Raw genomic sequence first — 12,598 nt, forward strand, 5'->3', positions numbered from 1 at the left:
CTTGGTCGTCACCGCGAGCAGTCCAACCGCCGCAGAGTGAGCAATCCGGATCTGCATTCGCACTAGCCCAAGCGACATGCGGATCACCGTAGCCGCGAGACTCCGGCGGTCCTGATCAGATCAGTGGCTGGCTGGCCGAGGTGCGTGCGTGGGTATGAACCAATCCTAATCAGGAACACCATGCCACCGAGCTGTTCCCAGTTAGGAGAAATCGTGCCCGTCCGCCCTAACGGGGCACAGTCCTGCACACTCCAACCGAACCCCAGATAAGACCGCCGCGGCCAGTTGACTGTGCAACGCCGCGCGGTCCAGACCGCCCAGCGCCGCGAGAGCTTCCAGCCGGGCGGGCACCTCGGCCGGGCTGTTGGCGTGCACCGTCCCGGCCCCGCCGTCGTGGCCGGTGTTCAGAGCGGTCAGCAGGTCGACCACCTCGGCGCCGCGCACCTCCCCGACGACGATCCGATCCGGCCGCATCCGCAGGGCCTGACGGACCAGCTGCCGCATCGTGACCTCGCCGGCGCCCTCCACATTGGCGGCCCGCGCCACCAGCCGCACCAGGTGGGGGTGGCTGGGCGCCAGTTCGGGCGCATCTTCGACGCACACGATCCGCTCGCCGCCGTCGACCGCTCCGAGCGCAGCGGCCAACAGAGTCGTCTTGCCAGCGCCCGTACCACCGGAGATGAGGAACGCCAACCGGGCGTCGATGATGCCGGTGAGCACTTCGGCGGCGTCCGGCGCGATCGCCCCCGCCGCGATCAGGGCGGCGAGATCCTGGGTCGCAGGCCGCAACACCCGCAGGGACAAGCAGGTGCCCGCGACGGCGACCGGCGGCAGCACGGCGTGCAGACGCACCGAGAACTCGCCGGTCCCGACCCCGGTGAGCTGCCCGTCGACCCAGGGCTGCGCGTCGTCCAGTCGTCGCCCTGCAGCCACGGCGAGCCGCTGCGCCAGCCGGCGCACGGCGGCTTCATCGGCGAAGCGGACCGCGGCCGGGCGCAGGCCGGTGCCGTCGTCGACCCACACCGCGTCGGGGGCGGTCACCAGAACGTCGGTCGTTCCCGGTGCACGCAGCAACGGCTCGAGCGGCCCAGCCCCGGTGAGCTCGGTCTGCAGCACCTGCAGATTGGTCAGGACCTCGGTGTCGCCGAGCATTCCCCCGGATTCGGCACGGATGGCGGCCGCGACTGCCGCCGGCCGCAAAGACGAGGACTCGGCAGCCAGTCGCTCGCGGACCCGTTCCACCAACGACGCGTTCATGCCGCGCGCACCTGTCCGCCGACGGTCAGGAACTCGAGCACTGTTCGGGCCGCCGCAGCGAGCGGAGAACGCCGCCGCAGCCGCAGGCCACCGCGCTCCAGCCGTTCGGCAAGCATCGGCTCGGGCCGCATGGCCGCCAGAAGTGGCAGGTCCGCGACCTCGGCCGCCTCCGCGGCTCGCAATCCGCTGGGGGCCGGACCGCGCACCACCAGGCCGACGTTTGGGTTGATCCCGCGCAACACCGGCGCCAGGGCCGCAGCCGCCGCGACGCCCCGGACGTCGCAGCTGGTGATCATCACCACCAGGTCGGCACTGTCCAGTGCGGAAGTGACCGCCGCAGTCATTCGCCGCGGCAGATCGCAGATCACCAGAACTCCGCCGCGTCGCCCGGCATCGACAACTGCCTCGACCGCCCCCGCTTCCACCTCATGGCCGTGCCGATCGCCGGACAACACGCTGACACCGTGGTGCCTCGGCAGCGCATCCCGCACCGCACTCCAGGCCAAACGACCGCCCTGCAGGCTCAGGTCGGGCCACCGCAACCCCGGCACGGCCTCACTTCCGATCACGAGATCGATCCCGCCGCCCCACGGATCAAGGTCGACCAGCAGCGACGACGACGCCACCTGCGCCAGCGCCGTCGCGAACGTCGAAGCGCCTGCGCCGCCCCGGCCGCCGGTCACGGCGATCACCCGCCCGGTTCGCGGGCCATCGCGAACCGCCTCGGCGGCGTCAGAGAGATGTCGCACGAGCTCGGCGTCTTGGGCGGGAAGTGTGCAAACCTGTTGAGCGCCAACGGCCATCGCCGCGGCCCAAACGGGTCCATGCGGGTCGGTCGGGCAGATCAGGATCACCCCGTCACGCCTGGGCAGACCGTCTCGCTCGCAGCTTCTGGCCGCATTCTCATCGAGGATGACAGCGACGGCGGCCGACCATGCCTTGCGAGTGAGCGGCGCACAACCGGCCATCGGACGCAGACCCACCGCGGCCGCGACACGCTCGGCCTGTTCGCGTAACTCGGTGTCGCCGGCGAGGACGAGAACGACACCCGGATTGCTGCTCACGACGCAAGCGTCGGCGGCGCGGCGTGCCTACACCAGTCGCCATCGACGGATCTGTGGATGAACGCGGATCTGGGGAGTGACTACCGACACCGAGACAGCGCACGAGTGATCCCGGCAACGTTTCTCAAGTTTGCCGGAACCATCGGGAGTTTTTTGTCCGGAAAAGGGACGACCCCCGCCAGGGGGGGAGGAGGCGGAGGTCGTCGTGTATCAGCCCCGGGGGGTCGGGCTGATGCACACCCGGCATAAGCCGAGTAATAGTCACTATACACACGACGAACCGGAGTCGCGCAAGTGTTGCTATCACTTCGAAACCATGTATTCGCTGTGAAAATGCAGGGTGCGACACGTGGCTTGGCCTGCCACTTTGTCCGCGCCCGCGAACCGCGCCATCCCCCGCGCCTATCCTGATGAGCGTGACCGACCCTGCCTCGGCCGCCGACCAGCTAATCCACGTTCGGCCGGAGCCCGCGACTGGGCTCAACTCTCGGACGGCGGCGTTCTTCGACCTCGACAAGACCGTCATTGCCAAGTCAAGCACGTTGGCTTTCAGCAAACCCTTCTTCGATCAGGGTCTACTCAACCGGCGAGCCGTCCTGAAGTCGAGTTATGCGCAGTTCCTCTTCCTGATGTCCGGCGCCGATCACGACCAGATGGACCGGATGCGCTCCTACGTCACCGCGATGTGCGCAGGCTGGGATGTCGAACAGGTGAGGGCCATCGTCACCGAGACGCTCCATGACATCGTCGACCCCCTGGTCTTTGCGGAAGCTGCGGAACTGATCGCGGACCACCGGTTGTGCGGTCGCGACGTTGTGATCGTCTCGGCCTCGGGTGAGGAGATCGTCGCCCCGATCGCGCGCGCACTCGGCGCCACCCACGCCATGGGCACCCGGATGGTCATCGAGGACGGCAAGTACACCGGCGAGGTTGCCTTCTACTGCTATGGCGAGGGAAAAGCCGCGGCCGTTCGCGAACTGGCCGCGCTGGAGGGGTACGCCCTCGAGCACTGCTACGCATACTCCGATTCGATCACCGACTTGCCGATGCTGAGGTCGGTCGGCCACCCGACCGTCGTCAATCCCGACCGCGCGTTGCGCAAGGAAGCCACCACACAGGGCTGGCCGGTGCAGACGTTCCTGCGCCCGGTGCCGTTGCGCGACAGGATCCCTGCGCCGTCTGGCGCGGCGGTGGCGACGACGGCCGCGTTGGGAATCAGCGCGCTGGCCGCCGGCGCACTGACCTACTCGGTGCTACGCCGGTTGTCGTTCTAAACGCATCCAATTCGTTGCCGACTAGCCCCTTGCTGTGACCGTGGTCACGGAGTACAAAGGAAGGCACGGACGCCTGGCAAGGCCAAGATAGCGCCAGAAGAGAAGGCGATATCTCCCGAGCCGAGCGGCCCAGCACGGTTCCCGGCACCCACGCGGAGCACGCCGCGATAATGGCAGAAGTGTTGCGGGCCTGCGTAATTGCGAAGAGCGGACGGACAGAACGATCCCTTGGGTGGGGTTGTAAACGAAGCGCATCGCAAGACCGCCGAGGCCAACCCACGCAGCCCACCTGGCACGCTTGGTAACCGAGAAACCGTGCTAGCGGGCGGCGAGCCGAAGAGATTCGGATCGTCGCCCGCTTCGCTGTCCAGGCCTACTTGGCAGCTGCGTCCGCGATCGACATCGCCTCTCGCGCACCATCTTCGAACGCTTGGCACGACATCAGCAGCCAGGCCCCGACGGCTGGGGGGTCGCCCGTCGCGAACGCCTGGGCGCGGTCCCGGTACTCGTCGGCGCGGCGCATCCAGTACACCTCCGGCACCCCCAGCCCGTGCGGGTCCAGACCCGTCGCCATGGTCACGAGCCGCGACACCGCGCGTGCCACCACCCCGTCCCCGGGGCCGAACGGCGCCAGCGCGAGCAACTCGCCGTGGGCGACGGCGGCCAGCACCGGCGCGGGTGCCGAGCTGCGGCCGGTGGTCAGCCGGGTGACCAGATCCAGCCGCGCAGCCACCTCCGGATTCTGGCGGGGCCGGCCAAGAAGGTCCCCGTCGACCAGGTCGGCCGCGGCCAGCGCGTGCAGCCGCGCCAGCGCTTGCAGAGGGGCGCGCTGCCACACCCCGACCAGGTTGGTGGTTCCACCCTCCAACGCCTGGCCGACGCGCAGCGCTCCGGCCAGCACCGGATCGTTGGGCTCGGTACCCGAGGCATCCAGTTGCACGGCGCCGCCGTCGAGGGCTGACGACGAGCGCGCCCCGCGGATGGCTGACTCGGCCGCGGTCACCGGCCAGTTCCGAAGATTGGTGCGATGCCGGTGCGCCTTGGCCAACGCATCCCGGGCGGCCTCGGCGGCGTCGGCCACTCCGGGCAGGGTCATCAGCGGGGCCAGGACATCACTCACGTTCGGTCACGCTATCCGATCCCCAGCTGCCGTTCGGCGCGCGGCAGTAACCGCCCGCCGACGATTGTGACGTGCCAACTCCGATGCAACCTTCGGTGACTACGCTCACAGACATGACCGAGGCGCACACCGAAGTTCAATCAAGTTTCCCGGCGTCGGACGAATTCGCCGCCGCCGCCAACGCCACCGCCGCCCTCTACGACGAGGCCGAATCGGACCGGTTGGCGTTTTGGGCAGACCAGGCCAACCGGCTGTCGTGGGAGACGCCCTTCACCGAGGTACTGGACTGGTCCGGCGCGCCGTTCGCGAAATGGTTCGTCGGCGGCAAGCTCAACGTCGCCTACAACTGTGTCGACCGGCACGTCGAGGCCGGCAACGGGGACCGCGTGGCCATCCACTGGGAGGGCGAACCGGTCGGCGACTCGCGGGTGCTGACCTATGCCCAGCTCAAGGACGAGGTGTGCAAGGCCGCCAACGCGCTGACCGATCTCGGGCTGGCGGCGGGCGACCGGGTGGCCATCTACATGCCGATGGTCCCTGAGGCCGTCGTGGCGATGCTGGCCTGTGCGCGCCTGGGCGTGATGCACAGTGTGGTCTTCGCAGGCTTCTCGGCCGCCGCGCTGCGGGCCCGCGTGGAGGACGCCGAGGCCAAGGTCGTCATCACCACCGACGGCCAGTACCGGCGCGGAAAAGCGGTGTCGCTCAAGGAAGCTGTCGACGAGGCGGTACAAGGCCAGGATTGCGTACAGCGCGTTCTGGTGGTGCGCCGCACCGGCATCGACATCGGTTGGACCGAGAACCGCGACCAGTGGTGGCACGAGATCGTGGACTCGGCGTCGACTGAGCACACCCCCGAAGCGTTCGACTCCGAGCATCCGCTGTTCCTGCTCTACACCTCCGGCACCACGGGTAAGCCGAAGGGGATCATGCACACCTCGGGTGGCTATCTGACGCAGGCGTCGTACACCCACTACAACGTGTTCGACATCAAGCCCGACACCGACGTGTACTGGTGCACCGCCGATATCGGCTGGGTCACCGGCCACACGTACATCGTCTACGGGCCGCTCTCCAATGGCGCGACGCAGGTCGTCTACGAAGGCACCCCGGCCTCCCCCGACGAGCACCGCCACTTTCAGGTGATCGAAAAGTACGGTGTGACAATCTATTACACGGCACCTACGTTGATCCGCACGTTCATGAAGTGGGGCCGCGAGCTCGCATTCGAACACGATCTGTCCAGCCTGCGGCTGCTCGGGTCGGTCGGCGAACCGATCAACCCGGAGGCCTGGCGTTGGTACCGCCTGGTTTTCGGTGCCGACAAGACGCCGATCGTCGACACCTGGTGGCAGACCGAGACCGGCGCGATCATGATCTCGCCGCTACCCGGCGTGACGGACTGCAAGCCGGGTTCGGCGATGCGGGCGTTGCCCGGCATCTCGGCCAAGATCGTCGACGACGACGGAAAAGAGTTGGCCCCCAGCGTCGACGGCGGTGAACACGTCACCGGCTACCTCGTGCTCGACAAGCCGTGGCCGTCGATGCTGCGCGGCATCTGGGGTGACCCGGAGCGGTTCAAGGAGACGTACTGGTCGCGCTTCGGCGAGCAGGGCTGGTACTTCGCCGGTGACGGCGCCCGGTACGGCAGCGACGGCGAAGTGTGGGTGCTGGGCCGCATCGATGACGTGATGAACGTGTCAGGGCACCGGATTTCGACCGCTGAGGTGGAGTCCGCACTCGTCGGGCATTCCGGAGTGGCCGAGGCTGCCGTCGTCGGCGCCACCGACGACCACACCGGGCAGGCGATCTGCGCGTTCGTCATACTCAAGGCCCACCACGCCGAGATGCCGCGCGATCAGATGGTCGAGGAGTTGCGTGCCGAGGTGTCCAAGGAGATCTCCCCGATCGCGAAGCCGCGCGAAATCCATGTCGTACCAGAGCTTCCCAAGACCCGCAGCGGCAAGATCATGCGCCGGTTGTTGCGCGATGTCGCCGAAGGCCGCGAACTCGGCGACACGTCGACCCTGGTCGACCCGACGGTGTTCGAAGCGATCCGGGCCAGCAAGGCCTGAGTCAGCCGACGTCGGCTGTCGGGACGAACCCGGTGCCGGGCCGGTTCTTGCCCGCGACGTCGCCCAGGATCGCGTTGATCGACATCGTCACCGCGGGTGTGTGCAACGGAATGAACTTGACCACGCAGGTGGGCAGGTCTTCGCTGAACGCGCCGTGGATCATGCCGACCAGCTTGTTGTTCACCGTGACAGGCGCACCGGAATCGCCCGGCTGGCCGCACACCTGGTTGATGATCGTGCCCGGATCCTGGCCGGGACCCCAGGTGACTCCGCACGAGTAGCCGGTGGTGCGGCCGAGCTTGCAGGCGACCTCGCCAAACGTCGGGTCTGGACCGATGCCGTCGATGACAAAGCCCTTGTAGTTCGAGATCGGCTGCACCTTGGCCGGGTCGAACCGGATCACCGCGTAGTCGAGGCCGTCGTTGCCGGCGACCATGGTGCCGATCACGCCGTCGGCGGGCCGGTCCTCGGAGGCGACCTGAGCACCGGGGCCACCGCAATGTGCGGACGTGAAGCCGATCAACGCACCGGTGTTGTCGTTGCCAATGGACGTCAGCGTGCAGTACGTGTCGCCGTTGACGACGATGCCCGCCCCACCGCCCATCGGTAACTTGCCGTCGGCCGCCGCGACCGGTGCCACGCCGGCGATCAGGGCGACAAGGGCCATCGACGCGGCCCCCGCGATCAGGCGTACACGCTGCGCGGTCGTCACTGGCAACCTCCATTCACCGTCCGCCCCGACAGCGCGAGTCTAGCTTGATCACACCCGTACCTTGCGTAACAGCTCAGTGGGTATCCCCGCTCCGGGCGCGGCATGGCAACATGAACCGCGACGACAGAAGTTGGAGGACAGCCGTGAGCAATGGCGATCGCAAGACCGGTGTACCCACCACCGTCACCTCGATCCCGCTGGTGGATCCGAACGCGCTACCGGCCAACCCCTCCGTCGGCGACCTGGTCAAGGACGCCACCGCACAGATGTCCACCCTCGTGCGCGCCGAGGTCGAACTCGCCAAGGCGGAGATCACCCGTGATGTGAAGAAGGGCCTCACCGGCAGCGTCTTCTTCATCCTGGCGCTGGTCGTGCTGTTCTACTCGACGTTCTTCCTCTTCTTCTTCCTCGCCGAGCTGCTGGACACCTGGCTGTGGCGCTGGGTGGCCTTCCTGATCGTCTTCCTGCTGATGGTGGTCACCACCGCGGTGTTCGCACTCTTCGGCTATCTCAAGGTGCGCCGGATTCGCGGGCCGCAGAAGACCATCGAATCGGTCAAGGAAGCGCGCGAGGCATTCACCCCCGGCCACGACAGGTCACCGGCCAAGGTCGCCACAACCGGCACCCCGCCGCCCACTGACCCCTCCGGCTGGTGATGGCTCAACCGGATCCCTCGGTCACCCGCATCGCGGGTCCGTGGCGGCATTTCGACGTTCACGCCAACGGAATCCGGTTCCACTGTGTCGAATCCACCGATGGCGGTGATCCTCGTGCTCAGGCGTCGCGGCCGCTGGTGATCCTGCTGCACGGCTTCGGCTCATTCTGGTGGTCGTGGCGTCATCAGCTACACGGTCTGTCCGGCGCCCGGGTGGTCGCGGTCGACCTGCGCGGTTACGGCGGCAGCGACAAGCCGCCGCGCGGCTACGACGGCTGGACACTCGCCGGCGACACCGCGGGCCTGATTCGCGCGCTCGGCCACACCTCGGCCACGCTGGTGGGGCATGCCGACGGCGGGTTGGTCTGCTGGGCGACGGCCGTGTTGCATCCGCGCGCGGTACGGGCGATCGCACTGGTGAGCTCGCCGCATCCCGCCGCTTTGCGGGCATCAGCGCTCGGCCGGCGCGACCAGGGCCGCGCCCTGCTGCCGACGCTGCTGCGCTATCAGCTTCCGATCTGGCCTGAGCGTGCCCTCACCCGGCACAACGCCGACCTTCTCGAACATCTGGTACGCAGCCGGGCATCGGGCAAATGGCTTGCTTCCGAGGATTTTTCCGAAACCATCGCGCACATGCGCCGGGCCATCCAGATCCCGTCAGCGGCGCACTCCGCGCTGGAGTACCAGCGCTGGGCGGTCCGCAGCCAATTGCGCAGCGAGGGCTGGCGATTCATGAAGCTGATGAACCGTCCGCTCGTCGTTCCGCTGCTACACCTGCGCGGCGACGCAGACCCCTATGTGCTCGCCGACCCGGTGGACCGCACCCAGCGTTACGCTCCACGCGGCAGGTTCGTGTCGGTCTCCGGCGTCGGGCACTTCGCCCACGAAGAGGCCCCCGACGAGGTCAACGAACACCTGCGGCGGTTCCTCGGGCAGGTCTACGACACCACTAGGTGACGCAGGCCCCCGTGGGCACCTTGGCGGTGTTGCCGATCTTGGCCAGCTGCCGCGACACCTCGTTGGCCGTCAGCACGAACCCGGTGTCGTTGTCGTCCACCGCGGCGCCGAACACCACACCGAGCACCTGGCCCGCCCGATTGATCATCGGTCCGCCCGAGTTGCCCTGGCGCACAGTCCCTCTGATCGTGTAGACCTCGCGGTTGACCGTCGTCGTGCGGTAGATGTCCGGGCCGTTGAGCTCGATGGTCTCGCGTACCCGCGCTGGAGTCGCCGCGAAATCGCCGCCACCGGGGTAACCCAGCACGACGGCGTCGGTACCGGATTTGGCCGGCTGGTCGGCGAACACCAGCGGGCGCTGCGGCAGGTTCGGGACGTCCAGGATCGAGATGTCCTCGTTGGGGTCGTAGGAGACAACCGTCGCATCGTAGGTCTGCCCTTCGGCTTCCACGGTGACGCTTTCCGATCCGGCCACCACGTGCGCGTTGGACATCACCCGGTTCGGGGCGATCACGAAACCGGTGCCCTCCAGCACCTTTTGGCATCCGGGAGCGACACCACGGATCTTCACTACGCTGGCACGTGCATTGCCGACGACCAGGCTGTCGGCCAGCGATGCGTCGGGGGCGTCCACGGCCTGAATGGGAGTGCGGCCGAAGGGCTGCAAGACATCCGGCAGACCGGAGGTGCGCAACAGCGCCGACATCCGCTTGGGCACCGCCTTGAGCCACTCTGGTGCGTACTTGTCCACTTCGGCAAGCACTTTCGAGCCGCGTGTGGCGGCGGCCAGGTTCGGTTGATCCGACGACGTCAACGGGCTGGCGAGCAGCCACGCCGCGACCATCACCACCAGCAGCTGCACCGCCACGCCGATCACCGAGTCGACGGTGCGGACCGCACGATTGCGGATCGCGCCGCGTACCGCCCGGCCGAGGACCACGCCGGCCACCTCACCGACGACCACCAACGCCAGAATCAGGAACAGTGCGGCAAACAGCTTGGCCCGCGGCGAACTGATGTGACTGACGATGTGGGGTGCGAGCATCACCCCGGCGATGGCGCCGAGGATCACGCCGACGAACGACATCAGCGAGCCAAGGGCGCCGGACCGCCAGCCCGAGACGGCTGCCACCAACGCCACCGCCAGCACGGCGATGTCCAGCCATTGCGAACTCGTCACAGGGGCTCCTCACTGCTTCTGACGAGCGCCATGGCCTCGTCCAACTCCCGGACGTCTTCGCTGTTCCACGGTTGCGACCAACCGGCCACATCGAGCATCGCTGAGATTACGTGTCCGGTGAACCCCCATACCAACATCTGGTTGAGCAGGAATGCCGGGCCGGCCAGCTTACGTCCAGCTCCTGTCCGGTAAACCATCAGCCGGTTCTCAGGATTGATGAACGCCCGCACCGGGACTCGCGCGACGAGTGCAGTTTCACCGCTGTCGACGACGGCAACCGGCCCCGGATCCGGTGAGTACGCCAGCACCGGTACGACGTGAAAACCAGAGGGCGGGATGAACATTCGCTCGAGCACGGCGAGCGGATGCAGGCGGTCCGGGTCAATTCCGGTCTCCTCCTGCGCTTCTCGAAGAGCGGTGCCCACCGGCCCGTCGTCACCGGGGTCGGCAGCGCCACCGGGGAACGCGGCCTGGCCGGCATGGTGGCGCAGCGAACCGGCCCGCACCGTGAGCAACAGGTCGGCGTCATCGGGCAACTGCCCGTCGGTGTAACCGGAGCTCGGCCCGGAGAACAGCACGAGCACGGCGGCGTCGCGCGCATTGCTACCGGCCCCGCGAGCTTCGACAACCGCTGCCAGCAGCTCAGGCGGAACCTTGCGGCGATAGGCATGCGGGACGCGGTCGACGTTGTCGACCAGCGGCGCCAGCCACGGCGGCCGGTACTCCGGGGTGAGCGCGCCCGAGCCTGCCGAGCGGGAGGAACCCTGGGTCACCGGCGCGTCTCTCTCGTCTGTCGTCACTGCACTGCATTCTTCACCGCGGCAGCGATCTCGTCGGCATTGGTGAACGCCTGCGGCAGGATTTTGGCAACGCTACCGTCCGCGCGCAGTATCACGGTGGCAGGCATCACGTTGGGCACTCCAAAGGCCGCGGCGATCCGGCGCTGGCCGTCCTGCAGGGTGGGTAGCCGCACGCCGAGCTCGGCCAGTCGCAGCAGGCCGGCCGCCTCGTTCTCGTCCTGATGCACGGTCACCACCGCAACGTCCGGCCCGACTCGGCGCTGGTAGTCCGCCATCGCAGGGAGTTCGTCCGCGCACGGCCCGCACCAATAAGCCCAGAGGTTGAGCACCACCGTGCGACCGGCCAGCGCGCGGGCCACATCTACCTGTGCACCGTCGGCAGCACACTCGACGACGATGCCGCGCAACTCTTTCGGGCCGGGGTTGTCGGCTGCGGTAGGGCACGGCGGCAGGTCGGCGCGCCGGCGCGGCTCGGCCAGCGCCTCGGGCGTGTCGGCGTCGCGGTGGGTCCGCGACACCGGGGCGCCGGGTGACCCGCCCGACCCCGACGGGGTGTCGCCGAGTTCGAGGGCAAACGCGGCGATCAGGGCTGCCGCCACAGCGAGCACCACCAGCGTCCAGCGGGTCGACGTCGTCATCAGTGAAGTTCGGCCCACAAAGTCAGAGACCGGCCAGAGCCAGCAGATGCTCGGTCTCGGGACCTTTGACCAGCGGCGCGGCGATCAGCGGATCGGTGGGCCCGAGCCCGAACGACGGGCAGTCCTTGGCCAGTACGCACACTCCGCAGGCCGGCTTGCGGGCGTGGCAGACCCGGCGGCCGTGAAAAATCACCCGATGGCTCAATAGCGTCCATTCGCGGCGCTCGATCAGATCGCCCACGATGTGTTCGACCTTGACCGGGTCTTCCTCGGCCGTCCACCGCCAACGGCGCACGAGCCGGCCGAAGTGCGTGTCAACGGTGATGCCGGGGATGTCGAAAGCATTGCCGAGGATCACGTTGGCGGTCTTGCGGCCCACGCCGGGCAGCGTCACCAATTCGTCGAGAGTCCGCGGCACTTCACCGTCGAACCGCTCGACGAGCTCCTGGCCCAGCCGGATCAGCGAATTGGCCTTGTTTCGGTAGAAGCCGGTGGGACGGACCAGCTCCTCGAGCTCGGTGCGGTCGGCCTGCGCGTAATCGCGGGCGGTGCGGTACTTCTTGAACAACGCCGGCGTGGTGCGGTTGACGCCCTTATCGGTCGACTGCGCAGACAGGATGGTGGCGACTGTCAGTTCGAGCGGGGTGGTGAAATCGAGCTCGCAATACACGTGCGGAAACGCCATGGCCAACGTGCGGTTCATCCGCCTGGCGCGCCGCACCAGCCCCAGATGGGTTTCGGAGTCCCACTTCTTTGTTTGCGCCGTGCTCGCGGCCGGCGGAGTCGCAGCGCCGCCACCGGTCTTGCGCCTGGTTGACGGGCTGTTCGTGGTCACGATGCAAGGGTACTGACTCGGGTGCGCCGAGCCG

The 12,598-nt window shown here is 67.9% G+C and carries 11 protein-coding genes and 1 pseudogene; 4 read left to right on the forward strand and 8 right to left on the reverse strand.

Going from position 1 to position 12,598, the window contains the following annotated elements; translation table 11 throughout:
- Nucleotides 1-270: 270 nt before the first annotated feature.
- Both Y900_RS10780 and ssd read right to left on the reverse strand, forming a co-directional pair.
- A pseudogene (locus Y900_RS10780) lies at nucleotides 271-1,257 on the reverse strand (TadA family conjugal transfer-associated ATPase); the annotation flags it as partial.
- Nucleotides 1,254-2,321 carry a septum site-determining protein Ssd gene (gene ssd / locus Y900_RS10785; protein WP_036341830.1) on the reverse strand — a complete coding sequence of 356 codons (1,068 nt, stop codon included), beginning with the start codon at nucleotides 2,319-2,321 and terminating at the stop codon, nucleotides 1,254-1,256. The gene ssd and the pseudogene Y900_RS10780, both read right to left, overlap by 4 nt.
- 410 nt (nucleotides 2,322-2,731) lie before the next feature.
- On the opposite strand from ssd, the gene Y900_RS10790 reads away from it, so the two are divergent.
- The gene (locus Y900_RS10790) at nucleotides 2,732-3,595 is read left to right on the forward strand and encodes an HAD-IB family hydrolase (RefSeq protein WP_036341831.1); all 864 of its coding nucleotides are present in this window, start codon (nucleotides 2,732-2,734) and stop codon (nucleotides 3,593-3,595) included.
- A 373-nt stretch (nucleotides 3,596-3,968) separates the two neighbouring features.
- Here the strand turns inward: Y900_RS10790 and Y900_RS10795 are convergent, their stop codons facing one another.
- Nucleotides 3,969-4,715 (reverse strand): hypothetical protein, encoded by a 747-nt coding sequence (locus Y900_RS10795; RefSeq protein ID WP_036341832.1) that lies wholly within the window; start codon nucleotides 4,713-4,715, stop codon nucleotides 3,969-3,971.
- Nucleotides 4,716-4,828: 113 nt separating this feature from the next.
- Between Y900_RS10795 and acs the strand changes: the two genes are divergently transcribed.
- On the forward strand, nucleotides 4,829-6,787 hold the full coding sequence (gene acs / locus Y900_RS10800) for an acetate--CoA ligase (protein WP_036341833.1): 1,959 nt from the start codon (nucleotides 4,829-4,831) through the stop codon (nucleotides 6,785-6,787).
- A 1-nt stretch (nucleotide 6,788) separates the two neighbouring features.
- Here acs and Y900_RS10805 read toward each other — a convergent pair whose 3' ends face one another.
- Entirely contained in the window at nucleotides 6,789-7,454 is a 666-nt protein-coding gene (locus Y900_RS10805; RefSeq protein ID WP_109751201.1) for a S1 family peptidase, read from the reverse strand.
- Between the two features lie 188 nt (nucleotides 7,455-7,642).
- Between Y900_RS10805 and Y900_RS10810 the strand changes: the two genes are divergently transcribed.
- Together Y900_RS10810 and Y900_RS10815 are read left to right on the forward strand one after the other, a co-directional pair.
- Nucleotides 7,643-8,155 (forward strand): phage holin family protein, encoded by a 513-nt coding sequence (locus tag Y900_RS10810; RefSeq protein ID WP_036341835.1) that lies wholly within the window; start codon nucleotides 7,643-7,645, stop codon nucleotides 8,153-8,155.
- Nucleotides 8,155-9,111, forward strand: coding sequence for an alpha/beta fold hydrolase (locus tag Y900_RS10815; protein WP_036341836.1), 957 nt, complete (start codon nucleotides 8,155-8,157; stop codon nucleotides 9,109-9,111). Before Y900_RS10810 ends, Y900_RS10815 begins: the two co-directional genes overlap by 1 nt.
- On the opposite strand, the gene marP is transcribed toward Y900_RS10815, so the two are convergent.
- Genes marP through nth form a run of 4 tightly spaced genes read right to left on the reverse strand, consistent with a single transcriptional unit; the run spans nucleotide 9,104 to nucleotide 12,564 of the window.
- On the reverse strand, nucleotides 9,104-10,291 hold the full coding sequence (gene marP / locus Y900_RS10820) for an acid resistance serine protease MarP (RefSeq protein ID WP_036341837.1): 1,188 nt from the start codon (nucleotides 10,289-10,291) through the stop codon (nucleotides 9,104-9,106). The genes Y900_RS10815 and marP overlap by 8 nt on opposite strands.
- Nucleotides 10,288-11,064, reverse strand: a complete 777-nt coding sequence (locus Y900_RS10825; protein ID WP_051660361.1) for an NUDIX hydrolase — start codon at nucleotides 11,062-11,064, stop codon at nucleotides 10,288-10,290. The genes marP and Y900_RS10825 overlap by 4 nt, the downstream gene beginning before the upstream one ends.
- A 23-nt stretch (nucleotides 11,065-11,087) precedes the next feature.
- Nucleotides 11,088-11,729, reverse strand: coding sequence for a TlpA family protein disulfide reductase (locus tag Y900_RS10830; RefSeq protein WP_036341839.1), 642 nt, complete (start codon nucleotides 11,727-11,729; stop codon nucleotides 11,088-11,090).
- Between the two features lie 22 nt (nucleotides 11,730-11,751).
- Nucleotides 11,752-12,564, reverse strand: a complete 813-nt coding sequence (gene nth / locus Y900_RS10835) for an endonuclease III (RefSeq protein WP_081845067.1) — start codon at nucleotides 12,562-12,564, stop codon at nucleotides 11,752-11,754.
- Between the last annotated feature and the right edge of the window lie 34 nt (nucleotides 12,565-12,598).

It is taken from the genome of Mycolicibacterium aromaticivorans JS19b1 = JCM 16368 (assembly GCF_000559085.1).
GTDB lineage: Bacteria > Actinomycetota > Actinomycetes > Mycobacteriales > Mycobacteriaceae > Mycobacterium > Mycobacterium aromaticivorans.

Excerpts from the sequence above, each read along its gene's own strand:
- Y900_RS10790 (WP_036341831.1), top strand. The coding sequence starts at position 2,732 with ATGAGCGTGACCGACCCTGCCTCGGCCGCCGACCAGCTAATCCACGTT.
- acs (WP_036341833.1), top strand. The coding sequence starts at position 4,829 with ATGACCGAGGCGCACACCGAAGTTCAATCAAGTTTCCCGGCGTCGGAC.
- Y900_RS10805 (WP_109751201.1), bottom strand. The coding sequence starts at position 7,454 with ATGGCCCTTGTCGCCCTGATCGCCGGCGTGGCACCGGTCGCGGCGGCC.
- Y900_RS10815 (WP_036341836.1), top strand. The coding sequence starts at position 8,155 with ATGGCTCAACCGGATCCCTCGGTCACCCGCATCGCGGGTCCGTGGCGG.
- Y900_RS10830 (WP_036341839.1), bottom strand. The coding sequence starts at position 11,729 with ATGACGACGTCGACCCGCTGGACGCTGGTGGTGCTCGCTGTGGCGGCA.